We start from the raw sequence: 26,713 nt of genomic DNA, 5'->3' as shown, positions 1-26,713 counted from the left end.
GTGATCGGGGTGCGGATCTGCTTTGGGTGGGTGCGGACCGTTGGTCCGCACTGCTGCCGTGCCGACCAACGGTCGGCACCCACCGAAGCAGGGCCGTAGCCTGCCCTCGACCCCGCGTACACGCCCACGCTGGCAAGCTGGGCGTCATGGCTGAACCGCTCCCCCTGCGTCCGCCACCGCCATTGCTGGACGACGCCTGTGCGTTGTTCCTCGATGTCGATGGCACCCTGATCGAATTCGCTGCACGCCCGGATGCCGTGCAGCTGCTGCCGGATGTGCGTGAAGCCATCGGCCGCATCAGCGACCGCCTGGAAGGTGCCGTGGCACTGGTCAGTGGTCGCCCGCTTGAACAGCTGGATCAACTGTTCGCCCCCCTGCAACTACCCGCCGCCGGCCTGCACGGCCATGAGCTGCGTGGCGAAGACGGTCGTGTGCTGCGCGACGAACACGACGACGACACCGCCGAATGGCTGCACGCGCTGCACCAGCAGGCGATGCGCTTCGCCCATGGGCATCCTGGCGTGCTGGTGGAAGACAAGGGCGTCGGCCTGGCCTTGCACTGGCGCGGTGCGCCGCACGCCGCCAGCGATGTCCGCGCGTTCGCTGACCGCCACGTGCGTGGCCGCACCAGCTACCGCCTGCAGCCTGGCGACCATGTGGTCGAGTTCGTGCCTGTCGGCACCGACAAGGGCCGTGCCGTGCGCCGGATGATGCAGTACCTGCCCTTCCGCGGCCGCCTGCCGGTGTTCCTCGGTGATGACCTCACCGACGAATTCGGCTTCGATGCTGCCAACGGCCAGCATGGCTGGAGCGTGCTGGTGGGTGAACGTGAACCCAGTGCGGCCGTGTTCGCGCTGCCCGACATACGCAGCGTGCACGCCTGGCTGCGTGAGAATGCCTATTGACCCGGCCAACCCCCACGGCCGCAACCGAGATGTACCGCGTGATGACCCAACCCGATCTTGATCTGGGCGTGGTCGGCAACGGCAGCTTCGGCGCCCTGGTCGACAAACATGCCCGCGTTGTCTGGAGCTGCCTGCCCACCTTCGACGGCGACCCCACCTTCTGCGCCCTGCTCGACCCCAACCAGCAGACCGGCGGCGACTTCGCCATCGAGCTGGAGGACTTCGCGAGCAGCGAGCAGGAATACCTCACCAACACTGCGATCCTGCGCACCGTGCTGCGTGACACGCAGGGCGGCGCATTGGAAATCCTCGATTTCGCCCCGCGCTGGCGCCAGAACGATCGCTTCTACCGCCCGGTCAGCCTGATCCGCCAGGTGCGTCCGCTGACTGGTAGCCCGCGCATCACCGTGCGTGCGCGCCCGCTGGCCGACTGGGGCGCACGCGTGCCCGAATCCACCTGGGGCAGCAACCATGTGCGCTGGATCCTGCCCGAACACGTGCTGCGGCTGACCACCGATGTGCCGGTGCGCTTCGTGCGCGACGGCCTGCCGTTCGTGCTCAACCATCCGATCCACCTGATCCTGGGCGTGGATGAATCGCTCAATCGTTCGATCAGCGGCTACGTGCAGGAAGCCTTCCAGCGCACCCGCGACTACTGGCGCGAGTGGGTGCGCTACCTGTCCATTCCACTGGAATGGCAGGACGCGGTCATCCGCAGTGCGATCACGTTGAAGCTGTGCCAGTACGAGGACAGCGGCGCGATCATCGCGGCGATGACCACTTCCATTCCGGAAGCACCCGGCAGCGTGCGCAACTGGGACTACCGCTACTGCTGGCTGCGCGACGCGGCCTTCGTGGTGCGGGCGCTGAACCGTCTCGGCGCAACGCGCACGATGGAACAGTTCCTCGGCTACATCTTCAACCTGGCCACCACCGACGGCACGCTGCAGCCGCTGTATGGCATCGGCTTCGAGGCCAAGCTGGACGAAGACGAAGTGCCCAGCCTGTCCGGTTATCGTGGCATGGGCCCGGTACGGCGCGGCAACCTGGCCTGGGTGCAGCGCCAGCACGATGTCTACGGCAGCGTGGTGCTGGCGTCCACGCAGCTGTTCTTCGACCGGCGCCTGCAGGACCCGGGTGATGCGCACACCTTTGCCCGCCTGGAACCCCTGGGCGAACAGGCCTTCGCCCTGCACGACGTACCCGATGCCGGCCTGTGGGAATTCCGCGGCCGCACCGAAGTGCACACCTACACCAGCGCGATGTGCTGGGCTGCCTGCGACCGCCTGTGCAAGATCGCCGTGCGCCTGAAGCGTGACGACCGCGCGCATTACTGGCGCGAGCGCGCCGACACCATCCACGCGCGCATCATGGCCGAATCCTGGAACGAGGAGCTGGGCCACTTCACCGATACCTTCGGTGGCCATCGGCTGGATGCCTCGCTGCTGCTGCTGGCCGATATCGGTTTCATCGACGCGCTGGACGCCCGCTTCATCGCCACCGTCGATGCCATCGGCCGCGACCTCAAGCATGGCAATTCGCTGTACCGCTATGTCGCGCCGGATGACTTCGGTGAGCCGGAGACCAGCTTCACCATCTGCACCTTCTGGTACATCGACGCGCTGGCCGCGATCGGGCGCATGGATGAAGCACGTGAGATGTTCGAGCTGCTGCTGAAGCAGCGCAACCACCTGGGCCTGCTGTCGGAGGATCTGGCCTTCGACAGCGGCGAGGCCTGGGGTAATTTCCCGCAGACCTATTCGCACGTCGGCCTGATCACCGCCGCAATGCGCCTGTCGCGGTCCTGGCAGGAGGCATCGTGAGTCGTCTGGTCGTGGTTTCAAACCGTGTGGCCGTGCCCGGCGAGAACCGCGCCGGCGGCCTGGCTGTCGGCCTGCTGGCTGCCCTGAAGGAACGCGGTGGCCTGTGGTTCGGCTGGAGTGGCAAGACGGTGAAGGAAGGCAGCGGCACGCTGCACCGGCAGAAAGACGGTGACATCGACTACGTCACCATGGACCTGAGCAAGCGTGAGGTCGATGGCTACTACAACGGCTTCGCCAACCGCACCTTGTGGCCGCTGCTGCACTTCCGCCTGGATCTGGTCGACTACGACCGCGGCACCCGCGAGACCTACCACAAGGTCAACGCGCTGTTCGCCGACAAGCTCGCGCCACTGCTGCGCGAGGACGACATCGTCTGGATCCACGACTACCACCTGATCCCCCTCGGTGCGCTGCTGCGCGAGCGCGGCATCGGTTGTCGCATAGGCTTCTTCCTGCATATCCCGATGCCGTCTGCCGACCTGCTGCAGGCGATGCCCGACCACCTGCGGCTGTTCTCCGCGCTGTACGCCTACGACCTGGTCGGCTTCCAGACCCAGCGCGACGCTGATCGCTTCCAGACCTACCTGCGCCTGTTCGGCGGCGGCCGCGTGCTCGACAACGGCGAGCTGGAAGCACCGGGCGGGCGCCGCTTCCGTGCCGCCGCCTTCCCGATCGGCATCGACACCGAGCTGATCGCACGCCAGGCCGGCACCGCGGCCACCAAGGCCGCCGTGAAGAACCTGCGCGCCAGCCTGCGCGATCGCCAGCTGGCGATCGGCGTGGATCGCCTGGACTATTCCAAGGGCCTGCCCGAACGCTTCCTTGGCTTCGAGCGCTATCTTGAGCGCCACCCCGACCAGCGCGGCTCGCTGACCTACCTGCAGATCGCCCCGGTCTCGCGCGGCGATGTCACCGAGTACCGGCAGCTGCGCAGCCAGCTGGAACAGATCGCCGGCCACATCAACGGTGGCCACGCCGAACCTGACTGGACGCCGCTGCGCTACGTCAACCAGAACTTCACCCATGCCACCCTCACCGGCTTCTACCGGGCGGCGGCGGTCGGCCTGGTCACGCCGTTGCGCGATGGCATGAACCTGGTGGCCAAGGAATACGTAGCGTCGCAGGACCCGGAAGATCCCGGCGTGCTGGTGTTGTCGCTGCTGGCCGGCGCTGCCGACGAACTCAAGCAGGCATTGCTGGTGAACCCGCACGATCTGGACGGCGTGGCCGACGCCATCGCCACGGCAGCAACGATGTCACTGAGCAGGCGCAAGGAACGCTGGCACGCGATGATGGATCACCTGCGCACCTACGACATCAATCACTGGCGCCGCAGCTATCTGGACGCGCTGGAAGGTTGAGGAAAAAAGGGGACGGAGGGGATCAAGGCAGTTGTGCACAGACGCCTTGATCCCCTCCGTCCCCTTTTTCCTTCAATCCAGGAATCGCGCTGCCTGCTCCGGTGCGGGCAGATGACAGGCGTCGTGCCGTCCGAACCAGCGGTAGCGGTTGCGCGCCAGCACGCGGTACGCGGCATCACGCCAGCCGCGCGGCACTGCCCGTAGTACGCCGGTCAGGCGCCAGGCGCCGCCCAGCCCCGCCAGCACGCGGAGGATCGCATCGGTATCGGTCCAGGCACCCTGCGCGTCCAGCAGCAGGAACGACATCGGGTCCTGCGGGTCCAGCCCGTGCGCGCGCAACATCGCGCTGCCCTGCTGCCCCTGCATCGCCGCAAAGCGGTAGCGCCCGGCGCGGTCGAAACGCAGCAGGAAGCGCACCCAGCGGTTGCACAGCGCGCATACGCCATCGAATACGATCACCGCGCTGCCCGCCTCGGCGGCGGCCTCACTGCGGTTCGAGCCAACCTTCATAGCGGATCAGGGCTCCCGCCCAGGGCAGCGTCACATCGACCAGGAAAGTGTACCGCTCACCCTGCCAGGCTTCGCGGCAACGCACGCCACCAAACCAGCGCCTCGGCAACGGCAGCAGCCCGAACGCCCAGACCCGGCGCACCGACCAGTCGATGCCACCCTCGCGGGCCTGCAGATCAAACTCGAAGCGCACCGCGCCCAACTGCTCGCGCAGGCAGCCCTCGTGCGCCCACAGCCGCGACACCATCGGCCAGCGGCCAAACTGCCGCGCCCACTGCTCGCCCTGCCCATGTGCGCTGAACGCCACTTCGGTGGGCAGCGCGTCACCGTCCTTCGGCAGCCGCGCCAACACAGCCAGCAGCGGCACCAGCCAGTGCCGCCCCCTCACGATGCGCGCCTGCCCCACGTAGCGGCAGGGCAACGGCGCGGCATGCAGCGCCTGCACCGGCGCGGCCAGGGTGGCGAAGGCCGGCCCCAGCACGCGCGCGAACAGCGGCAAGGTCAGGGCGCGATCCAGGCCAGCGTCGCCATGCGCCCGGTGCGACGGTCGCGCCGGTGCGAATACAGGTCCGGATCGGCCATGGTCGACACCGTGCCGCCATGAACCTGCGCCGGGTCCATGCCCGCCGCCTGCAACCGCTGCCGCGCCAGCGCGAACAGGTCCACCTTCCAGTGGCCCGCGCGGGTGGCAACGAACGCCGCCTCGGCGGCCGGATCATGGCCGACGAAGGCGTGGTAGACCTCCTCGCCGATCTCGTAGTCGGCCGGTCCGGCGGCCGGGCCCAGCCAGGCCCGCAGCTGCGCCGGCGGCGTCTGCATGGCGGCCACGGTGGCCTCCAGCATGCCGTCGGCCAGGCCACGCCAGCCTGCGTGGGCCGCGCCCACCTCACTGCCATCGGCGGCGGCAAACACCACCGGCAGGCAGTCGGCAGTCAGGATCGCCAGCACCACGCCCGGCACCGAAGTCACTGCGGCATCGGCCACCGGCTCGCTTGCGCCGGGCACCGGCGGCGCGGTGAAGCGCAGCACGGTGCTGCTGTGCACCTGGCGCAGCCAGTGCGGTGTCGAGGGCAGCCCCAGCCCCTGCTGCAGCAGCTGGCGGTTGTGCTCTACGTTGGCTGGGGTATCACCGTCGGCCGCGTGCCGGTTGCCCAGGTTGAACTGCGCGAACGGCGCCGGCGAAATGCCCGCACCGTGCCGACGCGTGGTCAACGCATGGACGCCCGGCGGCGCCAGCCAGTCCGCCTGCAGCACGGGCAGCGCGGCGGCCATCACCAGCGGTCCCGCTCGCGCGCGGCGAAGGCCTCGCTGTCTTCGCGCAGCACCTTCATCAGGTGCAGCATGTCCTCCGGCACCGGCGCGGTGTTGCGCACCAGCTCACCGGTGATCGGATGGGTGAACTCCAAGGTCTCGGCGTGCAGGGCCTGGCGCTTGAAGCCACGCAGCGCGGCCACCAGCTCATCGCTGGCCCCCTTGGGCAGCTTCAGCGCACCGCCGTACAGCGGGTCACCGATGATCGGATGGCGCACATGCGCCATGTGCACGCGGATCTGGTGGGTACGGCCGGTTTCCAGGCGGCACTCCAGCGCGGTGTGCGCACGGAAGCGCTCGCGCAGGCGGTAGTGGGTGATCGCTTCCTTGCCGTCCTCGCGCACCGCCATCTTCAGGCGGTCGCGCGGGTGGCGGTCGATCGGGGCATCGGCGGTACCGCCGGCCACCAGCGCACCCATCACGATGGCCAGGTACTGGCGGTGCACGTCGCGTGCGGCCAGCTGCTCGACCAGCGCGGTCTGCGCTTCCAGGGTCTTGGCCACCACCATCACGCCACTGGTGTCCTTGTCCAGGCGGTGCACGATGCCCGCGCGCGGCAGCACCGCCACCGACGGGTCGCGGAACAGCAGGGCGTTGACCAGGGTGCCGCTGTGGTTGCCCGCGCCCGGGTGCACCACCAGGCCGACCGGCTTGTTGATCACCAGCAGGTGCTCGTCCTCGAACAGCACGTCCAGCGGGATGTCCTCCGGCTGGGCGTCGGTCTGGGTTTCCAGCACCACGTTGAGGGTCACCACCTCGCCACCGCGCAGCGGATCGCGCGGGCGCACCTGGGCGCCGTCCAGCAGGACCTCCCCGGCCTTGATCCACTCGGTCAGGCGCGAACGCGAGTATTCGGGGAACAGTTCGGCCACCACGGCGTCGAAACGGCGGCCGGCAGCGGTGTCGGGGACGATGGCCTGGCGGGCCGATTCAGAGGGTTGTTCAGACATGGCAGGGGGCATTCTTTGAAATTTTGGGGTCCCGGCGGCCGGTTTCAGTCGCTGGACAGGACACTAGGCTATCATCGACCCTTCGTATTCCAGCCGCGTCCCGCCTTGACCTCATGATCCGACGCTCCTCCATGCTCTCCGCGCCCGTCCGCCTCACCGCCCTGCTGCTGGTGCTGGTCATCGCCGCCACCGGCTGCCACCGTGGCGCCAAGAAGGGCGATCGCCCCGATGAAGGGACGCCGGTCGAACAGTTGTACGAGAAGAGCCACAAGCTGATGCAGGGTGGCAACTGGAGCGGGGCTGAAACCAGCTTCCGCCGCCTCGTGGCCCAGTATCCGTACGGCCCGTATACCGAACAGGCGATGATCGAAACCGCCTACGCGCAGTACAAGGCCGGCAAGCACGACGATGCAGTGTCCAGCATCGACCGCTTCATCCGTACCTACCCGACCCATCGCAACATCGCGTACCTGTACTACCTGCGCGGCCTGGCCAACTCCAACCGCAGTACGGTTTTCCTGCGTCGCGTATGGTCGCTGGATGCCAGCCGCCGCGACCTGTCCACGCCGCACCAGGCGTATTCGGACTTCAACATCGTGGTGGACCGTTACCCGAACAGCCGCTACGCCGCCGATGCGCGCCAGCGCATGCTGGAGCTGCGTGACGTGTTCGCCCAGCATGAGCTGGACAACGCCCTGTACTACATGCGCCGCGGCGCCTGGGTCTCGGCCGCCGGCCGCGCCAACTACCTGCTGGAAACCTATCCGCAGAGCGCGTTCCAGTACGATGCCGTCGCCGTCCTGGCCGATTCCTACACCCACCTGGGCAACAAGACCCTGGCCGACGACGCCCGCCGCGTCCTGCAGCTGAACCAGCCGGACCACCCGTGGCTGGAAGGCAAGTGGCCGAAGTACCCGTGGATGATCCGCAAGCTGAACCCGTTCGCTGGCGAAAAGTCCGCCAGCACCGGCCAGCGCAACGCGCGACTGGAAAAGAAGTAAAAGAAGGCCCCGAAAGGGGCCTTTTCTTTGTCGGCAGATCCACGCCATGCGTGGAGGGTTCGCGCGACCATGGACCACGACACTAGGAATTCTACGAATCCCCGGCGGATGCGACGCCGGTCCCAATCGGCGTAGGCGAGGCCCTCCACACTGCGGCGCAACGGCCATCCCGGCCGTGAAGGAGCGCCCCATGACCCCACCACCCCGTCGTTTCCGCCCCCTCGCCTGCCTCCTCGCCACTGCCCTGCTGGCGCTGTCCTCGGGCCCCGTGGCGGCTGCCCCACCCGCACCGGGCGATCTGCTGTCTGCTGCCCCCTATCGCGCGTCATGGGTGCCGTCCAAGGCCGCGCAGGCCTACAAGCTGCACTACCGCACCCCGGATCATCGCGGCCAGCTGGCCGAAGGCACCGGCCTGCTGTACCTGCCCGCCGGCGCGGCGCCTGCAGGCGGCTGGCCGGTGGTGTCCTGGGCACATGGCACCCAGGGCATCGCGGATCGCTGTGCGCCCTCGGTGTCCGGCCCCTACCAACCCGAACGCGACGGCCGCTTCCTCGATCAGTTCCTGGCACAGGGCTATGCGGTGGTTGCTGCGGACTACCAGGGCCTCGGCAGTCCAGGTGACCATGCCTATCTGCATGTGCGCACTGCCGCGCGCAATGCCATCGACCTCGTCAAAGCCAGCCGCCAGTATCTGGGCACCGCAACGCTGTCGCCGCGCTGGGTCTCGGTCGGCCATTCGCAGGGTGGTGCCGCCGCGCTCACTGCCGGGCATCTGGCACCCACCTATGCTGGCCCGTCGCTGCACTACCGCGGCAGCTTCACCACCGGCACGCCCACCGCCGTCGAGCTGACCGCACTGGTGATGAAGCCGGACAACCGCACCGCCAATCCTGGCGCGCTCAACGCGTATCACGCGTATCTGCTCGACGGTCTGCTGCAGGTTGCGCCGCAGATCGACCGCGTCCTCAGCGACACCGGCCGCACCCGCGTGGCAGTGGCACGCGAGCAGTGCCTGGGCGAACTGGCCACCACGCTGGACGGCGCGGATACCGGCAGCATGTTCACCGCACCGCTGACCAGCGTGCCGGGCATCTGGGCCGTGCTGTACGACTATCTCGGCGTACCGCGCCGCGGTTTCAGCCAACCGCTGATGCTGGGCCACGGCAGCGAGGACCGCGACGTCCCCTATCTGACCACCCTGCTGTATGCCGCAGGCCTGGCGCTGCGCGGCGAGCCGGTAGCGTTCCGGCGCTACCCGGTCGACCATCGCGGCACGCTGGACGCTGCGGCGGCGGATGGCCTGGCATTCGTACGAGCCCGGCTGGGGGACGGCCACTTCAACGACGCTGCGGAAACCGCCGACCTCGAACAGCTGCTCGACGACGCCCGGTAGATCCACGCCATGCATGGATGCGCGGGATACGGGTTGCCGGCCAGCGGCCGGCACTACCGGAGGCAGTAGATCCGCGCAATGCGTGGATGCGCGGGATACGGATTGCCGGCCAGCGGCCGGCACTACCGGAGGCAGTAGATCCACGCCATGCGTGGACGCGCGGGATACGGGTTGCCGGCCAGCGGCCGGCACTACCAAAGGCAGTAGATCCGCGCCATGCGTGGATACGCGGGGTACGGGTTGCCGGCCAGCGGCCGGCACTACCTGCTAACGGCTACCTCAACCCTTGTAGCCGTTGCTGATCGGGTAGCGACGCTCGCGACCGAAAGCGCGGCGCGACACCTTCGGGCCTGGCGCGGCCTGGTGCCGCTTCCACTCGCTGATGCGCACCAGGCGCAGCACGCGGTCGACCACGGCCGCGTCATAACCGGCGGCAACGATCTCCGTGCGCGACTGCTCCTGGTCGATGTAGCGGTACAGGATGCCGTCCAGCACGTCATAGGCCGGCAGCGAGTCCTGGTCCAGCTGGTTCTCGCGCAGTTCGGCCGACGGCGGGCGGCTGATCACCGCCGGCGGGATCACCGGCGCACCGCCCACGGTATTGCGCCACTTGGACAGGCCGAACACCTCGGTCTTGTACAGGTCCTTCAACGGCGCGTAGCCACCGCACATGTCGCCATAGATGGTGGCATACCCGACGGCGTACTCGCTCTTGTTGCCGGTGGTCAGCAGCAGCCCTCCGAACTTGTTGGCCAGCGCCATCAGGATCACGCCACGGCTGCGCGACTGCAGGTTCTCTTCGGTCACGTCCGGCGCAGTGCCTTCGAACATCGGCGCCAGCGATTCCATCAGGCCCTTGAACGCCGGCTCGATCGAGACCGCTTCCAGCTTCACGCCCAGTGCCTGGCACTGCTCGGCGGCCAGGTCGTTGGACATGCCGGCGGTGTAGCGCGACGGCAGGCGCACAGCGGTGACGTTCTCGGCGCCGAGCGCGTCGACCGCCAGCGCCAGTACCAGCGCCGAATCGATGCCACCGGACAGGCCCAGCCAGACCTTCTTGAAACCGTTCTTGCGGCAGTAGTCCTGGATGCCACGGGTCACCGCGCGCCAGGCCAGCGCGTCCATGCTCTCGTCGCCGTCGTCCATCCACACGTGCGGCATGAAGCGGCGCGTTTGGCCGTCGTACTCCACCACCAGCCACTGGTCGACGAAGGCGGCGGCGGCGGGGTGCACCGTGCCATCACCATCGGCCACCACCGAGGCGCCATCAAACACCAGCGCATCCTGGCCACCAACCACATTGAGATAGGCAATCGCTGCCCCGCTCTCGCGGGTGCGTGCGGCCAGCACCGCATCGCGCTGGGCGTGCTTGCCGCGCTCGTACGGCGAGGCATTGGGTACCACCACCAGCTGCGCGCCGGCGCGCACGGTGTCGGCCAGCGGCTCGGCGAACCACAGGTCCTCGCAGATCAGCAAACCCACCGGAATGCCGTTGACCTCGAAGACGCAGCTGCCACCGTCCGGATCAACATCGAAGTAGCGGCGTTCGTCGAACACGGCGTAATTGGGCAGCTCACGCTTGCGGTAGGTCTGCTCGACCAGGCCATCGCGCAGCACGCTGGCGGCGTTGTAGACCACCGCGCCAGCCGCCTGCGGCCAGCCGACCACCGCCGTGATGCCGCGGCAGGCACCGGCGATGCGCATCATTGCCTGCTCGCACTCGTACAGGAAGCCCGGGCGCAGCAGCAGGTCTTCCGGCGGATAACCGCTCACCGCCAGCTCGGGGAACATCACCAGCTCGGCGCCGTACTCGTCGCGCGCCTGGCCGATCATCTCGATGATGCGCTCGGTGTTGCCGGCGACGTCGCCGACCGGGAAGTCGAACTGCGCCATCGCGATGCGGATCGAAGCCATGGGAATCCAGCCTGTGGTTGCAATGCCGCCATTGTAGCGCTGCGCCATGCGCGCGCCGGGCGCGCTCGCTGCGTGGACAGCCCCGGCTCAGTAGATCCACGCCATGCGTGGATGAGCTTGCCGGGATGGCCAGGGCGCCAGATGCAGAAAGGCCGCCCGGAGGCGGCCTTTCTGTTTCAGCAGCCGGAGGGAAGAGCAGTCGACTAACAGTCGACTCTACAATCCCCCGCCCAGCGGTCTTACTTGACCAGCTTGGCGATGGCAGCGCCCAGGTCGCCCGGCGAGCGGACGGTGACAACACCGGCCGCTTCCATGGCGGCGAACTTGCCTTCGGCAGTGCCCTTGCCGCCCGAGGCGATCGCACCGGCGTGGCCCATGCGCTTGCCGGCCGGAGCCGACGCACCGGCGATGAAACCGACGACCGGCTTCTTCACGTGGTTCTTGATGTACTCGGCGCCGGCTTCTTCGGCGTCGCCGCCGATTTCGCCAACCATGATGATGCCTTCGGTCTGCGGGTCTTCGTTGAACAGCTTCAGGCAGTCGACGAAGTTCAGGCCGTTGATCGGGTCACCGCCGATGCCGATGCAGGTGGACTGGCCCAGGCCGACTTCGGTGGTCTGCTTGACCGCTTCATAGGTCAGGGTGCCCGAACGCGACACGATGCCGATCTTGCCCGGCTGGTGGATGTGGCCCGGCATGATGCCGATCTTGCACTCACCCGGGGTGATGACGCCCGGGCAGTTCGGCCCGATCAGCACGGTGTCCGGATGCGAACGGGTCAGCACGTTCTTGACGCGCAGCATGTCCAGCACCGGGATGCCTTCGGTGATGCAGACGATGACCTTGATGCCGGCAGCAGCGGCTTCCAGGATCGCGTCAGCCGCGTACGGCGGCGGCACGTAGATGACCGAGGCGTTGGCGCCGGTGCTCTGCACGGCGTCGGCAACGGTGTTGAAGACCGGCAGGTCGATATGGGTGGTGCCACCCTTGCCCGGGGTCACGCCGCCGACAACCTGGGTGCCGTACTCGATCATCTGAGTGGCGTGGAAGGTGCCCTGCTGGCCGGTGAAGCCCTGCACGATCACCTTGGTGTTCTTGTTGATCAAAACAGACATTGGAATTCCTTGGTGTCGGTATCAGGCGGCGTTCTTGACAGCTTCAACGATCTTCTTGGCGCCATCGTTGATGTTGTCAGCCGGGATGATGGCCATGCCGCTGTCACGCAGCAGCTGCTTGCCTTCTTCCACGTTGGTGCCTTCCAGGCGCACCACGACCGGAACCTTGACGCCCACTTCCTTCACGGCGGCGATGATGCCTTCGGCAATCATGTCGCAGCGGACGATGCCGCCGAAGATGTTGACGAAGATGCCTTCGACCTTGTCCGAGGACAGGATCAGCTTGAAGGCTTCGATGACGCGCTGCTTGTTGGCACCGCCGCCCACGTCCAGGAAGTTCGCCGGCTCGCCGCCGTTGAGCTTGATGACGTCCATGGTGGCCATGGCCAGGCCGGCGCCGTTCACCATGCAGCCGATGTTGCCGTCCATGGTGACGTAGTTGATGTCCAGTTCCGAAGCGATCACTTCGGTCGGATCTTCCTGGGTCTTGTCGCGCATGGCGACCAGGGCCTTCTGGCGGAACGCGGCGTTGTCGTCGCTGTCGAACTTGCCGTCCAGCGCGTACAGGTTGCCGTCGTCCAGGATGGCCAGCGGGTTGATTTCAACCAGGGCCAGGTCCTTTTCGTTGAACAGGCGGTACAGGTTCACCATGATGCTGGCGAACTGGCCGGCCTGCTTGGCGGTCAGGCCCAGCTTGAAGCCGAAATCGCGGCCGTGGTAACCCTGCACGCCTTCGACGAAGTCGACGTTCAGCGAGTGGATCAGCTCCGGGGTTTCAGCAGCGACCTGCTCGATCTCCACGCCGCCTTCCGAAGAGGCGATGTAGGTGATGGTCTTGGTGCCACGGTCGACCAGCACCGACAGGTACAGTTCCTTGACGATCTCGCCGGCGGTGGTCACCAGCACCAGGTTGACCGGCAGTTCAACGCCAGCGGTCTGGTAGGTGGCCATCTTGGTGCCGAGCATCTTGGCCGCAGCGGCCTTCACGTCGTCGGTGGTCTTGCAGAACTTGACGCCGCCAGCCTTGCCGCGGCCGCCAGCGTGGATCTGCGCCTTGACCATCCAGGGGCCCTGGCCCAGGGAGTTGGCAGCGGCAACCGCTTCGTCCGGGGTCGCAGCGACCTTGCCGGCCGGGACCGGGATGCCGTACTCGGCAAGCAGTTGTTTTGACTGGTATTCGTGGAAATTCATGCGTCACCGTGGGAATAGGAACGACCGCACGCAATTCCTCAGGGCCCCGGCGGGGCGCCGGCATGGACCGCGGCGGGCCCACTATTGTGGCCGAGCCGGCGCCGGGGCGCAAAGAAGTCTGTACAAAACGCCAGACGCGGGCAGATTTCCACCGTCATTCAGGCAGTTGCGCCCGGGCCGGGGCTGGCCACCGGTGTCCGCAACGGGCCAAATGCGCGATCCGGACCACTTCGGCGGCGCCCGGCCGAGGGCCCTATACTGCCCTTCGCAAACGCGACGTGCCGGCCCGACTTCAGGGGACGCCGGACAGGCCCGCCGCAGAATCCAGACCCAGGCAGCCAGAAGGGGAGTTCCGGCGTGTCACCCAGTGCTTCATTGATTGACCGCATCGAATCGATTCCGCGGCGTGAACTGTATTTCTTCGCGCTGTACCGGGTGCTGATCGCTACGGTCATTGCCGCCCTGCTCTACAGCCCGTTGTCGGCCATGGTCGGCGAAGCCCACCACCCGCGGCTGGCCGATGTCGTTGCGGTCATCTATCTGGCCCTGTCGCTGCTGGCCCTGGTGGTCGGCCGCAACGAACGCTGGCTGCGCCCGATCGTGGTCAGTGGCGTGCTGGTGGATATCGTGGCTGCCACCCTGCTGTCGCACGCCCTGCCCGGCGCCAGTGCCGGTATCTCGATGTCGCTGCTGTTCAACATCGCCGCCGCCGCCACTCTGCTGCCGCTCAGCCTGGGGCTGGGCCTGGCGCTGGCCGCCAGCCTGGCCACCGGCGTCGAGTACACCTGGAAGCTGCTGGAAGGCGGCGACCCCACCCGCACCCTCGCCGAACTGGCGATGTTCGCCACCAGCTACCTGGCACTGGCCTTCATCAGCTACCAGGTGGGCAACCGCGCCCGCCGCAACCAGCAGCTGGCCAACCAGCGCGGCGATGAAGTCGCCAACCTGTTCCAGATCAACGAACTGATCATCCGCCGCATGCGCACCGGCGTGCTGGTGGTGGACGCCGACAACCGCATCACCCTGGCCAACGAAGCCGCCTCGATGCTGCTGGGCGACAACGACGGCAACGGCGAAAGCGGGCGCCTGGACCTGGCCAGTGCCGCACCGGAACTGGCGCGCCGGCTGCAGCGCTGGCGCAATGGCTGGGCACAGGACGAACTGCCGCTGCAGCTCAACCCCGACCAGCCGGAAGTGCAGCCACGCTTTGCCCGCCTGCTGGCCGGCAGCGACCTTGCGCTGGTGTTCCTGGACGATTCCAGCGTGGTCTCGCGCCGCGCCGAATCGCTCACTCTGTCGGCCATGGGCCGCTTCTCGGCCAGCCTGGCGCACGAGATCCGCAATCCGCTGGCGGCGATCAACTATGCCGTGCAGCTGCTCGAGGAAGGCACCGGCTTCAACGAAAGCGACCGCCGCCTGCTGCAGATCATCCGCCAGCAGTGCCAGCGCACCAACGGCATCGTCGAGAGCGTGCTGGGCCTGGCACGGCGCGAACGCGCCACGCCCGAGAACGTGGACCTGGTCGCCTTCGTGCGCCGCTTCGTGCTGGAGTACAAGCAGGGCCAGACCCTGGAGACCGACAGCATCGAACCGATCATCAGCGACACATCGGTGATGGCCCAGGTCGACGCCAAGCATCTCTACCAGGTGCTGACCGTGCTGGTGCACAACGCACTGAAGTACGGCCGCATCGGCCAGCAGCCTGCACGGGTGCGGCTGCGCGTGGCCCAGCACGAACGCAGCGCGGTGATCGACGTGATGGACCGTGGCCCGGGTATCCCGGAGAGCGTGGCTGCGCAGCTGTTCCGGCCCTTCTTCACCACGTCCGAGCATGGCACGGGACTGGGCCTGTACATCGCGCGCGAGCTGTGCAGGGCCAACCAGGCCCGCCTGGACTACATCGCGGTGCCGGCCGGTGGCTCCTGCTTCCGCCTGGTGCTGCCCGGTCCACATACGCTGCTACCGAGCTGATCCCCATTCTGTGCGTCAAACATTTGTCGCTTCCAGCCCCCTCGTTTATCTTTCACGCCCATGAATGAAACCCGCAGCGCCCTCGTCGTCGACGACGAACGCGACATCCGCGAACTGCTGGTGCTGACCCTCGGCCGCATGGGGCTGCGCATCAGTACCGCCGCCAACCTGGCCGAGGCACGTGAGCTGCTGGCCAGCAATCCGTACGACCTGTGCATCACCGACATGCGCCTGCCCGATGGCAACGGCATCGAACTGGTCAGCGAGATCGCCCAGCACTACCCGCGCACGCCGGTGGCGATGATCACCGCATTCGGCAGCATGGATCTCGCTGTGGAGGCACTGAAGGCCGGTGCGTTCGATTTCGTCAGCAAGCCGGTGGACATCTCGGTGCTGCGCGGACTGGTCAAGCACGCGCTGGAACTCAACAACGCCGAGCGCCCCGCACCGGGCCCCAACGCCGAACAGGGCGGGCGCCTGCTGGGCCACTCGCAGGCCATGGATGTGCTGCGCACCACCATCGGCAAGGTCGCGCGCAGCCAGGCGCCGGTCTACATCCTCGGCGAGTCGGGCGTCGGCAAGGAGCTGGTTGCACGCACCATCCATGCCCAGGGCGCGCGCGCGGCCGGCCCGTTCGTGCCGGTCAACTGCGGTGCCATTCCCGGCGAGCTGATGGAGAGCGAATTCTTCGGCCACCGCAAGGGCAGTTTCAGCGGCGCACACGCTGACAAGCCTGGCCTGTTCCAGGCTGCGCATGGCGGCACCCTGTTCCTGGACGAAGTGGCTGAACTGCCACTGCAGATGCAGGTGAAGCTGCTGCGCGCGATCCAGGAAAAGTCGGTGCGCGCGGTGGGCGCGGCCAACGAGGAGCCGGTGGATGTCCGCATTCTCTCGGCCACCCACAAGGATCTGGCCGAGCTGGTCGAGGACGGGCGCTTCCGCCACGACCTGTACTACCGCATCAACGTGATCGAACTGAAGGTGCCGCCGCTGCGCGAGCGCCGCCAGGACCTGCCCGAACTGGCCGCGGCCGTGCTGGCCCGATTGGCCCGCAGCCACGGCCGCGCCACCCCGCTGCTGGCGCCGTCGGCGCTGGAAGCACTGGCGCAGTACGCGTTCCCGGGCAATGTGCGCGAGCTGGAGAACATCCTGGAACGTGCGCTGGCCCTGGCCGAGGAAGACTGCATCGGCGCCGATGACCTGCGCCTGCCGCAGCACGCGCCGCGTGCACCCGGCAGTGCCGCGCCCGCCGAAGCCGTGGCCGACCTGCAGCCGGGCAGCGCCGCCCTGCCCTCCTACATCGAGCAGCTCGAGCGCAGCGCCATCCAGCGTGCGCTGGAAGAGAACCGCTGGAACAAGACCCGTACCGCCGCGCAGCTGGGCATCACCTTCCGTGCGCTGCGCTACAAGCTGAAGAAGCTGGGGATGGAGTAAACCCGGGGTCGGATCCCTTTCCAAAGGAAAGGGCTCTGACCCGGCGCGTACCACCGACCTGGTAGTGCCGGCCGCTGGCCGGCAACCCCATGCATCGCGTCATCCACGCATGGCGTGGATCTACCTCAATCCTTGGTAACGCGGTTGATCTCGGCCAGGCTGGTGATGCCCGCCGCCGCCTTCTTCAATGCCGACTGGCGCAGGTCATTCACCCCGATCTGCTGCGCCGCCTCGGCAATCTGCAGCGCGTTGCCACCGGCCAGCACGATGGTGGCGATCTCATCGGTCATCGGCATGACCTGGTAGACGCCGGTCCGGCCCTTGTAGCCCTCGGTGCATTCGTCGCAGCCCACGGCCTCGTACAGCTCGATGCCCGCATCCAGCTGCGCCTGGGTGAAGCCTTCGGCCAGCAGCGCATGTTCGGGCAGGCTGGACGGACGCTTGCAGTTGCCGCACAGGCGGCGCGCCAGGCGCTGGGCGATCACCAGCGTCACCGAGCTGGTGATGTTGTAGGGCGCGATACCCATGTTCATCAGGCGCGCGATGGTCTGCGGCGCATCGTTGGTATGCAGCGTGGACAGCACCATGTGGCCGGTCTGCGCGGCCTTGATCGCGATCTCCGCCGTTTCCAGGTCGCGGATTTCGCCGACCATGATGATGTCCGGGTCCTGTCGCAGGAACGAGCGCAGCGCCGCGGCGAAGGTCATGCCGCGCTTGTTGTTCTGCTGTACCTGGTTGACGCCGGGCAGGCGGATTTCCACCGGGTCTTCGGCGGTGGAGATGTTGCGCGTCTCGTCGTTGAGGATGCCCAGCGCGGTATACAGCGACACGGTCTTGCCCGATCCGGTCGGGCCAGTCACCAGCACCATGCCGTACGGCTTGTGGATGGCATCCAGGAACAGCTTCTGCTGGTCCGGCTCGTAACCCAGCTTGTCGATGCCCAGCTTGGCCGCGCTGCCATCGAGGATACGCAGCACCACCTTCTCGCCGAACAGGGTCGGCAGCGTGCTGACGCGGAAGTCGATCTGCTTGGTCTTGGACAGGTTGAGCTTGATGCGGCCGTCCTGCGGGACGCGCTTCTCGGCGATGTCCAGCTGTGCCATCACCTTCAGGCGCGCGGCGATGCGCTGGTTCAGCTTCACCGGCGCGCGCGCCACCATCTTCAGCAGGCCGTCGATGCGCAGGCGCACGCGGTAATCGTCTTCGTAGGGCTCGAAGTGGATGTCCGAGGCGCCCTTGCGGATCGCATCGACCAGCACCTTGTTGACGAACTTCACCACCGGGGTGTCGTCACCCTTGGCGTCGATGCCGGAATCGCCGCCGGTGGCGCCGAGATCCTCGTCGCCGGCCGCCACGTCCAGGTTGCCCATGCCATCGTCATCGCCACCCAGGGCGTCGCCGAGGGTGTCATGGCTGGCGTGCCACTGTTCCAGCGTGCGCCGGATCTGGTCCTCGTCGACCAGGATCGGCTCGACCACCAGGTTGGTATGGAACTTGATCTCGTCCAGCGAGTGGGTCGGGTTGCTGGTGCCGACGAACAGCCTGCCACCGCGCTTGAACAGCGGCAGCACGTTGTGCTTGCGCAGCAGCTCCTCGCTGACCAAGCTCATCGCGTTCTGGCTGGCGTCGAAGGTGGACACGTCGAACAGCGGCATGCCGAACTCGACCGCATTGGCGGCGGCCAGCTGCGAGGCATTGACCAGCTTGTTCTGCGCGAACCACGTCGGCAGCGGCTGGCGCGCGGCGGCGGCCTTGGCCATGGCGTCGCGGGCGGTGGCCTCGTCCAGGGCCCCGTCCTGCACCAGGCGACGGGCCAGGCCGGTGATGCCGACAAGATTGGCGGTGGTGACAGCGTTCATATGAATCCTTGGCTCATGGGGTCATGCCATGCCGTGCGTCTTGCACGGACACCGCACGGGGCAGCAGAACCCGCCGCGACCCAATGGCCATCGGCATCGCCAATCCATGAGCAACACTGCCTTGCCCGGCACTCCCGGCCCGGCAGGCACGATCCTGACTCCCCCGGGGATGATAGCCCCGTCAAGGGGCAGCCAGCATCCCATCGGAGCGCTGAAGTGTGATCAGCAGCCGGTCGGGCGATAGCGCGTTTCGAACGCGCTGCCATCGCAGCTCCAGATGCCCTCGGCGGAGCGGCGCAGGATCAGGTCCTTGCCGTCCAGCGCGCTGTGTCCCTTGAGGGTGCAGCTGATGTGGCCGACACCGGAATCGCTGAGTTCGGCTTCAACGTTCGAGCAGTGGGCGTTCTGGGCACCGCCGATGAACTCGGGGGTGACCAGGCTGGCCGAGCGGTTTTCATAGACGACCGTTTCAACCAGCATCTTGCCCGGGCTGATGTCGGCCAGCGCGGCCGTCAGCTGGGTACGGATGATGTATGGCTGGAACGCCACCGTCGCGATGGCCGCCAGAATGCCGATGATGGCCACCACGATCATCAGCTCGATGAGCGTAAAGCCCTTCTGCGTGTTCATGATTCCCCCTGTGTTGTCCAGCAATCCCCATTGCTGCGTGCCGACCGGGATTCGTACTCCAGTTAGCACAAGGCCCGCCGAAGCGGGCCTTGTGTCAACTCTGATGACAGCTACAGGAGCAGCAAACTCCCATGCCTGTCAGGTCAAGAGTATTAGGTACCAGTGCAGCCAGCCGGACGGAACTTCTTATCGACCGACACCGTGGTGCAGCTGAAACCGCCAGCCTTGGTGATCGCGCCCGAGGTAGCGTCGACGGTTGCTTCGGCATAGTCCAGCGAGATGCTGGAGCTGGTGCCAATACGACCCGGATCACGGATGGTGCACTTCATGCCGGTCTTAGCCACGGTGATTTCCGAGCAGCTACCGGTTTCCTTGCTCTGGAAGCCGGCAGATTCCAGCGTCGGAGTCTTACCGTTGCTGACTTCCATTTCGAACTGGGTCTTGTGCGAGGCCAGGTCGGCCAGCGCAGCGGTGACCTTCGACTTCGAGGTGTAGTCCTGGTAGGCGGGCAGTGCGATGGCGGCCAGGATGGCGATGATCGCGACGACGATCATCAGTTCGATAAGGGTGAAGCCCTTCTGGTTCTTCATTGGTACATCCCCAAGATAGTGGTGGTTGAGTTCAGTGCACGGGATCGGACCGGACAACGCCGGTTGAGCGGGCCCCGCGCCCTGCGGGTGGATCAACGCAGGTTGCGTGCCAACCCCGGCACGCCTCCCCCTGGATTTCCCCGCGCCCATGATGGCAGCAATTTCGCGGATGGGAACCCCCCGCTTCCGAATCTGCGATGGACGCGGCAATGTGACGCAGTACGTCACCTTTGGTCGGCACCCGGCACGAAATCGCACGCTGGGCCGCCTGCCAACTGCCCATCCGCCCTTGAACCCGCTACCATCGATGGCTAGTTACCCGCCTGGGGATGGCGGGTCTTGGGGAGCCAACATGTCTGTCAGTCGCAGTGCGATCAAGAAAGAGCCGGTGGCGCGCGCCACCATGGAGCTGCAGCCGTTTGTCTGGGAGGGGACCGACAAGCGGGGCGTGAAGATGAAGGGCGAGCAGCTGGCCAAGAACGCCAACCTGCTGCGCGCCGAGCTGCGCCGCCAGGGCATCAACCCGGGCCAGGTCAAGCCCAAGCCGAAGCCGCTGTTCGGCGCCGCCGGCAGCCCGGTCAAGCCCAAGGACATCGCCTTCTTCAGCCGGCAGATGGCCACGATGATGAAATCCGGCGTGCCGATCGTGTCGGCGCTGGACATCATCGCCAGCGGGCACAAGAACCCGCGGATGAAGAAGCTGGTCGACACCATCCGCACCGACATCGAGGGCGGCTCCTCGATGTACGAGGCGATCAGCAAGCACCCGGTGCAGTTCGACGAGCTGTACCGCAACCTGGTGCGGGCCGGCGAAGGTGCCGGCGTTCTGGAAACCGTGCTGGACACGGTGGCCACCTACAAGGAGAACATCGAAGCGCTGAAGGGCAAGATCAAGAAAGCGCTGTTCTACCCGATCATGGTGGTGGTGGTGGCCATGCTGGTCAGCGGCATCATGCTGGTGTTCGTGGTGCCGCAGTTCGAGGACGTGTTCAAGAGCTTTGGTGCCGAGCTGCCCGCCTTCACCCAGATGGTGGTGAACCTTTCGAGATTCATGGTGTCGTGGTGGTGGCTGATGCTGCTGGTCGCGATCGGTACGGCGGTCGCCCTGGTCATGTCCTACAAGCGCTCGCCGAAGATGCAGCATGCGATGGACCGGCTCGTGCTGAAGGTGCCGGTGATCGGGCAGATCATGCACAACAGCGCCATCGCCCGCTTCTCGCGCACCACCGCGGTGACCTTCAAGGCCGGCGTACCGCTGGTGGAGGCGCTGGGCATCGTGGCCGGTGCTACCGGCAACACCGTGTACGAAGAGGCGGTGCTGCGCATGCGCGACGACGTCTCGGTGGGTTACCCGGTGAACATGTCGATGAAACAGACCAACCTGTTCCCGCACATGGTCATCCAGATGACCGGCATCGGCGAAGAGGCTGGTGCGCTGGACGCCATGCTGTTCAAGGTGGCCGAGTACTATGAGCAGGAGGTCAACAATTCGGTGGATGCCCTGAGCAGCCTGCTGGAACCGATGATCATGGTGTTCATTGGTACCATTGTGGGCGGCATGGTGATTGCCATGTACCTTCCCATCTTCAAACTCGGCGCCGTCGTCGGATAACACATACATGGCTTTTCTCGACCAGCATCCTGGCCTCGGCTACCCCGCCGCGGCTGCCTTCGGACTGCTGCTGGGCAGTTTCCTGAACGTCGTCATCCTGCGCCTGCCCAAGCGGCTGGAATGGCAGTGGAAGCGCGATGCGCGCGAAGTCCTGGAGGAACCGGACTTCTATGAACCGCCCCCACCGGGGATCGTGGTCGAGCCGTCGCACTGCCCGCACTGCAAGCACAAGCTGAGCTGGTACGAGAACATCCCGCTGTTCAGCTGGATCATCCAGGGCGGCAAGTGCCGCCACTGCAAGGCACCGATCTCGCTGCAGTACCCGCTGGTGGAGGCGCTGACCTCACTGCTGGTGGTGGCCTGCGTCTGGCAGTTCGGCTTCGGCTGGCAGGGTTTCGGCGCCATCGTGCTGACCTGCTTCCTGATCGCGCTGTCCGGCATCGATCTGCGCACCCAGCTGCTGCCCGACCAGCTCACCCTGCCGCTGATGTGGCTGGGGCTGATAGGCAGCATCGACAACCTGTACATGCCGGCCAAGCCCGCCCTGGTGGGCGCGGCGGTGGGCTATCTGTCGCTGTGGACGGTCTGGTGGCTGTTCAAGCAGCTGACCGGCAAGGAGGGCATGGGCCACGGCGATTTCAAGCTGCTGGCAGCGCTGGGCGCCTGGTGCGGGCTGAAGGGCATTCTGCCGATCATCCTGCTGTCGTCGGTGCTGGGCGCCATCATCGGCTCGATCTGGCTGTACAGCCGGGGCCGTGACCGCGCCACGCCGATTCCGTTCGGCCCTTACCTGGCCATTGCCGGCTGGTTGTACTTCATGTGGGGCGCGCCGCTGGTGGAGCAGTACATGGTGATGAGCGGGCTGCGCTGAGGGGAGTCCCCATGAGCCGCTATGTGGTTGGCCTGACCGGTGGCATCGCCTCGGGCAAGAGTGAAGTGACCCGGCGCTTCGAAGCGCTGGGCATCGTGGTGGCCGACGCCGACCTGGCCGCCCGGGCCGTGGTGGCTGCCGACAGCCCGGCGCTGGCCCGCATTGCCGAGCGTTTCGGCGCCGACATGCTGCTGGCCGACGGCAACCTGGACCGGGTCCGCCTGCGCGCCCACGTCTTTGCCGATCCGGCCGAGCGGACAGCGCTGGAAGCCATCACCCACCCGGCCATCCGCCTGCTGATGCAACAGCAGTGCGAGCAGGCTGAGAGCCCCTATGCGATTGCGGCCATTCCGCTGCTGACCGAGGTGGGCGGGCGGAAGGCCTACCCTTGGCTGGACCGGGTGCTGCTGGTGGATGCTCCGGAAGCCGTGCAGCACGCCCGCCTGATGCAGCGCGATGGCATTGATGCTGCGCTGGCCGACCGGATGATTGCTGCGCAGGCCAGCCGTGCGCAGCGCTTGGCACTGGCCGATGACGTAGTGGTCAATGATGGGCAGCCGGAGGACCTGCAGGTGCAGGTGGAACAGCTGCATGCGCGGTATCTGGGCTTGGCCGGGGCTTGAGGCCTGGTTGCCGGCCAGCGGCCGGCACTACCAAAGCGCATCCACGCGTGGCGTGGATCTACTGGCCGATTCGATTGCCGGCCAGCGGCCGGCACTACCGAAGCGCATCCATGCGTGACGTGGATCTACTGGCCGATTCGATTGCCGGCCAGCGGCCGGCACTACCAAAGCGCATCCACGCGTGGCGTGGATCTACTGGTCGATTCGATTGCCGGCCAGCGGCCGGCACTACCGAAGCGCGTCCATGCGTGGCGTGGATCTACTCCAGCTGCAGGCGGGCGTAGCGGGCGAGTTCGCGCGCGCCGAGCAGCAGGCCGTCGACCACATCGGGATTGAGTTGCTGGTGCACACCGCCCTGCTCTCGCGCGAGTTCGGCGGCGTGCAGTAGCTGGATCAGGGTATTCAGACCGGCAAGCGTGCGGCTGAGGCCTGCCATCGTGGCTGCCTGCGCCAGGCTGGCCCCCTGCATATCCAGCGGCTGGCCGTCGGCGGCGTCGCGGCCATCCATGCGCGCCAGCAGGGCAGGCAGCAGGTCCTTGGGGTCATCCAGCAGAACTTCGACACGCTCGGCGACGTCGGCAGGCAGCAGGTGGGCGGCGTCGCCGATCAGGGCGTGCAGCTGGGGGAACAGCGGGCGGGTGGACATGGTGGAGCTCCTCGCAGTCGGCAGGCCACCTGCAGATGCAAGGTGGCGGACGGTGCGGGTTGGCGTACCGGAGACCCAACAATCAGCAAAAAGACTCCAGCGGATTCTGACGAATCCCCACGCACCGCCCGCCGAAACAAGGCACGCGGTGCATTTTCCACGACAGGCCGACGCCAGCCGGAAGTTTGCTGAATGTTGGTTTTTTTCAGGACGCCAATCCCGGCCAAGGCACCTGCCCCGGCCAGGTCATCAGGCCATCGCCGCACGCGGCGATCTGTAAGGAAATTCCCAAGTGCGGCGCGGGCTTGCCAATGCGTGCGCTGGAACACGCGCAGGGCGCGGCAGCGATCACGGTGGTGTCGTGTTGGGCCTGAGGCCCGATCATCGCGCGAGGGGGATTTGGTGGCACAAGCGACACAGCGCGCGATGCAAGGTCGGCAGGGTTCGTGCCGACCAAGGTCGGCAGGGTTCGTGCCGACCAAGGTCGGCACCCACCAAAGCAGGGCCCTTAAAGTGGCTTCGGCGAGAACGTCAGGGTGGCGATCACGCCACGCTCGCCACCGGGGCGCACGCTCACCTGCCAGCCGTACAGGTCGCACAGACGGCTGACGATCGACAGGCCGATGCCGCCGCCCTGCGAATGACCAGCGTGCGTGCCGCGGTAGCCACGCTGGAACAGCTTGGCCGCATCTTCCTCGCTCAGGCCCGGGCCGCTGTCGGTCACCGACACCGAATTGGCACCCACGAAGACGCGTACTTCGCCATCCTGCGAGTACTTCACCGCGTTGCCGATCAGGTTGCCCAACGCCACCGACAGCGCCGCCTCGGGTGCATCGATCACCAGGTTGCGCTCGCCTTCCAGCAGCAGCTCCAGCGGCTTGCCACCCAGCTGCGCGCGGTGCGCATCCAGCAGCTGCTCGGCCACGCGGGCCACGTTGCTGGTGCCCTGCCCGCGCTCGTTGCGCGACAGCAGCAGCAGTGCGCCGATCAGGTCGCTGCACTGCTGCTCGGCACGCTGGATACGTTGCAGGCGCTGCAGCACCTTCTCGTCCAGGCCGGGCCGGGTCAGCAGCAGCTCGGTGGCACCGCGGATCACTGCCAGCGGCGTGCGCAGTTCATGGCTGACGTCTGCATTGAACTCGCGATCGCGCTGCACCACTTCGGTCAGCCGCGAGGAGTAGTCGTCCAGCGCCTGGGCCAGCTGGCCCACTTCGTCGTCGGGGAAGCGCGGTGCCAGCGGCTCAGGCTCGCTGGTGCCCCCCCGGTAGGCGCGCAGGCGGGCCGCCAGGTCCGATACCGGCTTCATCACCTTCGAGGCCGACCACCAGCCCAGCACAAGCGACAGCACACTGAACACCAGCACCGACAACACCAGCGCGCGGTTGAGCTGCTTGCCGCCGCGCACGCTGTCGGTCATGTCATAGGCGAGGAAGAACCAGGCGTCGTCGGCCTTGCGTACCGCCAGCTTGTAGGCATACGGCTGCCCCTGCTCGTCGGTGCCACTGAGGTTGTAATTGCCGTTCTGCAGGTCGGCCCACTGCGGCCACGACTCGCGGGCCTTGTCGAACTTGTCAGCCGAGTAGGCGTACGCCCGGATCTGCTGCACGGGCACTGCCGGATTGCGCCCCGGATGCTCGTAGAAGCGCCGCGCATACTCTTCGATGTTGTGGTTGATCACGTCTTCCACCAACTGGTTTTCCACCCGCATGCGGGCCCAGTTGGTGGCGAACGCGAACAGTGTCGTCAGGCAGAAGCCCAACAACACGAACGAGACGATGATGCGGCTGCGCAGGCGCCGCCGGTATGGCGTGCGCCGGCGCTCCCCCTTGGCTGCCACGGAATCAGGCTTCCGGGGTGGCGATGCGGTATCCGATGCCATGGCGGGTCTGGATCAGCGGCACTTCAAACGGCTTGTCGACCACCGCACGCAGGCCATGGATATGCACGCGCAGCGAATCCGAATCGGGCAGTTCCTCGCCCCACACGCGGGTTTCCAGCTCCTGGCGGGTCACCACCGCGGGTGCCGCTTCCATCAGCGCCTGCAGGATCTTCAGCGCGGTCGGGTTGAGCTGCAGCAGCTTGCCCTGGCGGCGCACTTCCAGCGTATCCAGGTTGTATTCCAGGTCGCCGGTTTCCAGCACGCGGGTCTGCACGCCCTTGCCGCGGCGCGACAGGGCGGTCAGACGCACTTCCACTTCCTGCAGCGCGAACGGCTTGATCAGGTAGTCATCGGCACCGGAATCGAAGCCGGCCAGCTTGTTGTCCAGCGAATCGCGGGCCGTCAGCATCAGCACCGGGGTCTGCTTGCGCGCTTCATTGCGCAGCTTGCGGCAGACTTCGATGCCGTCCATGCCTGGCAGGTTGAGATCCAGCACGATCGCGTCGAACTCGTGCACCACGGCCAGATGCAGGCCGGTGACCCCGTCAGCCGCGAAGTCCACCGTATGCCCCCGGTCCTCCAGATAGTCGCCCAGGTTGGCCGCAATGTCGCTGTTGTCTTCGATTACCAGGATTCTCACTGTCACCTCTAATTGACTGTACTGCCGGCGCGCATGACCTGCCTCATGTCCTGCTGTGCCCGTTCCTTCTGCCGAGCGCGCTCGGCAACGGTCATGCACTGCGTCGTGGTCCGGTTGGAACCGATGGGCTTTTCACGTTGGCATATTAGACGACTATCTTCACGCGCCTGTGTCAAAACCGTGTTCACGACCTGCTGATCGTTGAAGACCTGGGTTTGCACCGGTTCAGGCATGGAATCGCGTGCCGGGTACTGCTCCACCGCTGCGCGCATGCGTGCCAGGGCGTCGTTGACGCGGGTGCGCTCGTCCTGCTTGAGTTCCGAATAGGTTTCGCCGTCCTTGAGCTCCACCTCGATACGCGCGATCTGCTGCTGCAGCGGCTGGCCGGGCACGAACACGTCCTTGCCCCTGGATGCCGATGCGGTACTGACCAGGGCGAGTCCTGACAACAGGACGGCCGACATCAAAGCCTGTTTCATGGCAA

General features: G+C 66.6%; 24 protein-coding genes. 10 read left to right on the top strand and 14 right to left on the bottom strand.

The features are described 5' to 3' along the window. The first annotated feature begins 146 nt into the window (after nucleotides 1–146). From otsB to otsA, 3 genes are read left to right on the top strand one after another with little or no spacing between them, the layout of a single operon-like run. The gene (gene otsB / locus AC5P5X_RS00990) at nucleotides 147–905 is read left to right on the top strand and encodes a trehalose-phosphatase (protein ID WP_005410783.1); all 759 of its coding nucleotides are present in this window, start codon (nucleotides 147–149) and stop codon (nucleotides 903–905) included. Between the two features lie 41 nt (nucleotides 906–946). Next, complete coding sequence (locus AC5P5X_RS00985) at nucleotides 947–2,728, top strand: glycoside hydrolase family 15 protein (RefSeq protein WP_099562848.1); 1,782 nt, start codon at nucleotides 947–949, stop codon at nucleotides 2,726–2,728. Then, complete coding sequence (otsA, locus tag AC5P5X_RS00980; protein ID WP_005410785.1) at nucleotides 2,725–4,089, top strand: alpha,alpha-trehalose-phosphate synthase (UDP-forming); 1,365 nt, start codon at nucleotides 2,725–2,727, stop codon at nucleotides 4,087–4,089. The genes AC5P5X_RS00985 and otsA overlap by 4 nt, the downstream gene beginning before the upstream one ends. 72 nt (nucleotides 4,090–4,161) lie before the next feature. On the opposite strand, the gene AC5P5X_RS00975 is transcribed toward otsA, so the two are convergent. The 4 genes from AC5P5X_RS00975 to rluD are packed head-to-tail and all read right to left on the bottom strand — an operon-like array spanning nucleotide 4,162 to nucleotide 6,860. Continuing rightward, nucleotides 4,162–4,599: a thiol-disulfide oxidoreductase DCC family protein gene (locus AC5P5X_RS00975; protein ID WP_005410786.1), complete on the bottom strand. Its 438-nt coding sequence runs from the start codon at nucleotides 4,597–4,599 to the stop codon at nucleotides 4,162–4,164. After that, nucleotides 4,574–5,098 (bottom strand): DUF4166 domain-containing protein, encoded by a 525-nt coding sequence (locus AC5P5X_RS00970; RefSeq protein ID WP_005414299.1) that lies wholly within the window; start codon nucleotides 5,096–5,098, stop codon nucleotides 4,574–4,576. Before AC5P5X_RS00970 ends, AC5P5X_RS00975 begins: the two co-directional genes overlap by 26 nt. A 2-nt stretch (nucleotides 5,099–5,100) precedes the next feature. Next, nucleotides 5,101–5,871, bottom strand: coding sequence for a peptidoglycan editing factor PgeF (pgeF, locus tag AC5P5X_RS00965; RefSeq protein ID WP_012481092.1), 771 nt, complete (start codon nucleotides 5,869–5,871; stop codon nucleotides 5,101–5,103). Continuing rightward, nucleotides 5,871–6,860, bottom strand: coding sequence for a 23S rRNA pseudouridine(1911/1915/1917) synthase RluD (gene rluD / locus AC5P5X_RS00960; protein ID WP_005410789.1), 990 nt, complete (start codon nucleotides 6,858–6,860; stop codon nucleotides 5,871–5,873). Before rluD ends, pgeF begins: the two co-directional genes overlap by 1 nt. A gap of 113 nt (nucleotides 6,861–6,973) precedes the next feature. Here rluD and AC5P5X_RS00955 point away from each other — a divergent pair, with 113 nt between their 5' ends. Further along, on the top strand, nucleotides 6,974–7,861 hold the full coding sequence (locus tag AC5P5X_RS00955) for an outer membrane protein assembly factor BamD (protein WP_024956778.1): 888 nt from the start codon (nucleotides 6,974–6,976) through the stop codon (nucleotides 7,859–7,861). Between the two features lie 190 nt (nucleotides 7,862–8,051). Then, on the top strand, nucleotides 8,052–9,254 hold the full coding sequence (locus tag AC5P5X_RS00950; RefSeq protein WP_099562842.1) for a lipase family protein: 1,203 nt from the start codon (nucleotides 8,052–8,054) through the stop codon (nucleotides 9,252–9,254). Nucleotides 9,255–9,533: 279 nt separating this feature from the next. On the opposite strand, the gene AC5P5X_RS00945 is transcribed toward AC5P5X_RS00950, so the two are convergent. The 3 genes from AC5P5X_RS00945 to sucC all read right to left on the bottom strand — a co-directional run bounded on the left by AC5P5X_RS00945 (nucleotide 9,534) and on the right by sucC (nucleotide 13,474). Then, nucleotides 9,534–11,168, bottom strand: coding sequence for an NAD+ synthase (locus AC5P5X_RS00945; RefSeq protein WP_024956776.1), 1,635 nt, complete (start codon nucleotides 11,166–11,168; stop codon nucleotides 9,534–9,536). Nucleotides 11,169–11,407: 239 nt separating this feature from the next. Continuing rightward, nucleotides 11,408–12,283: a succinate--CoA ligase subunit alpha gene (gene sucD / locus AC5P5X_RS00940; RefSeq protein WP_005410793.1), complete on the bottom strand. Its 876-nt coding sequence runs from the start codon at nucleotides 12,281–12,283 to the stop codon at nucleotides 11,408–11,410. A 21-nt stretch (nucleotides 12,284–12,304) separates the two neighbouring features. Then, the gene (gene sucC / locus AC5P5X_RS00935) at nucleotides 12,305–13,474 is read right to left on the bottom strand and encodes an ADP-forming succinate--CoA ligase subunit beta (RefSeq protein WP_004154430.1); all 1,170 of its coding nucleotides are present in this window, start codon (nucleotides 13,472–13,474) and stop codon (nucleotides 12,305–12,307) included. A 357-nt stretch (nucleotides 13,475–13,831) separates the two neighbouring features. Between sucC and AC5P5X_RS00930 the strand changes: the two genes are divergently transcribed. Together AC5P5X_RS00930 and AC5P5X_RS00925 are read left to right on the top strand one after the other, a co-directional pair. Next, nucleotides 13,832–15,445 carry a sensor histidine kinase gene (locus AC5P5X_RS00930; RefSeq protein ID WP_005414304.1) on the top strand — a complete coding sequence of 538 codons (1,614 nt, stop codon included), beginning with the start codon at nucleotides 13,832–13,834 and terminating at the stop codon, nucleotides 15,443–15,445. 60 nt (nucleotides 15,446–15,505) lie between these two features. Next, a complete protein-coding gene (locus tag AC5P5X_RS00925) occupies nucleotides 15,506–16,879 on the top strand; it encodes a sigma-54-dependent transcriptional regulator (RefSeq protein WP_005410795.1) in 1,374 nt (457 codons plus the stop codon). 125 nt (nucleotides 16,880–17,004) lie between these two features. On the opposite strand, the gene pilB is transcribed toward AC5P5X_RS00925, so the two are convergent. From pilB to AC5P5X_RS00910, 3 genes are all read right to left on the bottom strand, one after another. Beyond that, nucleotides 17,005–18,738, bottom strand: a complete 1,734-nt coding sequence (pilB, locus tag AC5P5X_RS00920; RefSeq protein ID WP_062605785.1) for a type IV-A pilus assembly ATPase PilB — start codon at nucleotides 18,736–18,738, stop codon at nucleotides 17,005–17,007. A gap of 222 nt (nucleotides 18,739–18,960) precedes the next feature. Further along, nucleotides 18,961–19,368 (bottom strand): pilin, encoded by a 408-nt coding sequence (locus AC5P5X_RS00915; protein ID WP_099474769.1) that lies wholly within the window; start codon nucleotides 19,366–19,368, stop codon nucleotides 18,961–18,963. A 152-nt stretch (nucleotides 19,369–19,520) separates the two neighbouring features. Next, a complete protein-coding gene (locus tag AC5P5X_RS00910; RefSeq protein WP_043035129.1) occupies nucleotides 19,521–19,958 on the bottom strand; it encodes a pilin in 438 nt (145 codons plus the stop codon). A 352-nt stretch (nucleotides 19,959–20,310) separates the two neighbouring features. On the opposite strand from AC5P5X_RS00910, the gene AC5P5X_RS00905 reads away from it, so the two are divergent. From AC5P5X_RS00905 to coaE, 3 genes are read left to right on the top strand one after another with little or no spacing between them, the layout of a single operon-like run. After that, nucleotides 20,311–21,570 (top strand): type II secretion system F family protein, encoded by a 1,260-nt coding sequence (locus AC5P5X_RS00905; protein ID WP_099474767.1) that lies wholly within the window; start codon nucleotides 20,311–20,313, stop codon nucleotides 21,568–21,570. Nucleotides 21,571–21,577: 7 nt separating this feature from the next. Beyond that, a complete protein-coding gene (locus AC5P5X_RS00900) occupies nucleotides 21,578–22,441 on the top strand; it encodes a prepilin peptidase (protein ID WP_005410800.1) in 864 nt (287 codons plus the stop codon). An 11-nt stretch (nucleotides 22,442–22,452) separates the two neighbouring features. After that, nucleotides 22,453–23,064: a dephospho-CoA kinase gene (gene coaE, locus AC5P5X_RS00895; RefSeq protein WP_495215878.1), complete on the top strand. Its 612-nt coding sequence runs from the start codon at nucleotides 22,453–22,455 to the stop codon at nucleotides 23,062–23,064. A gap of 259 nt (nucleotides 23,065–23,323) precedes the next feature. Here coaE and AC5P5X_RS00890 read toward each other — a convergent pair whose 3' ends face one another. The 4 genes from AC5P5X_RS00890 to AC5P5X_RS00875 form a co-directional block, all read right to left on the bottom strand. Next, the gene (locus tag AC5P5X_RS00890; protein WP_111189383.1) at nucleotides 23,324–23,710 is read right to left on the bottom strand and encodes a hypothetical protein; all 387 of its coding nucleotides are present in this window, start codon (nucleotides 23,708–23,710) and stop codon (nucleotides 23,324–23,326) included. Between the two features lie 508 nt (nucleotides 23,711–24,218). Next, nucleotides 24,219–25,547 carry a sensor histidine kinase gene (locus AC5P5X_RS00885; protein ID WP_005410803.1) on the bottom strand — a complete coding sequence of 443 codons (1,329 nt, stop codon included), beginning with the start codon at nucleotides 25,545–25,547 and terminating at the stop codon, nucleotides 24,219–24,221. Nucleotides 25,548–25,551: 4 nt separating this feature from the next. Next, nucleotides 25,552–26,229 (bottom strand): response regulator transcription factor, encoded by a 678-nt coding sequence (locus AC5P5X_RS00880; protein ID WP_111189384.1) that lies wholly within the window; start codon nucleotides 26,227–26,229, stop codon nucleotides 25,552–25,554. Nucleotides 26,230–26,237: 8 nt separating this feature from the next. Then, nucleotides 26,238–26,708 carry a hypothetical protein gene (locus tag AC5P5X_RS00875; RefSeq protein WP_005410805.1) on the bottom strand — a complete coding sequence of 157 codons (471 nt, stop codon included), beginning with the start codon at nucleotides 26,706–26,708 and terminating at the stop codon, nucleotides 26,238–26,240. Nucleotides 26,709–26,713: the final 5 nt, after the last annotated feature.

This window comes from Stenotrophomonas sp. YJH_SMC_91 (assembly GCF_059368495.1).
The sequence above is the reverse complement of the archived record's forward strand: the minus strand, read 5'-3'. Positions and strand labels throughout refer to the sequence as shown.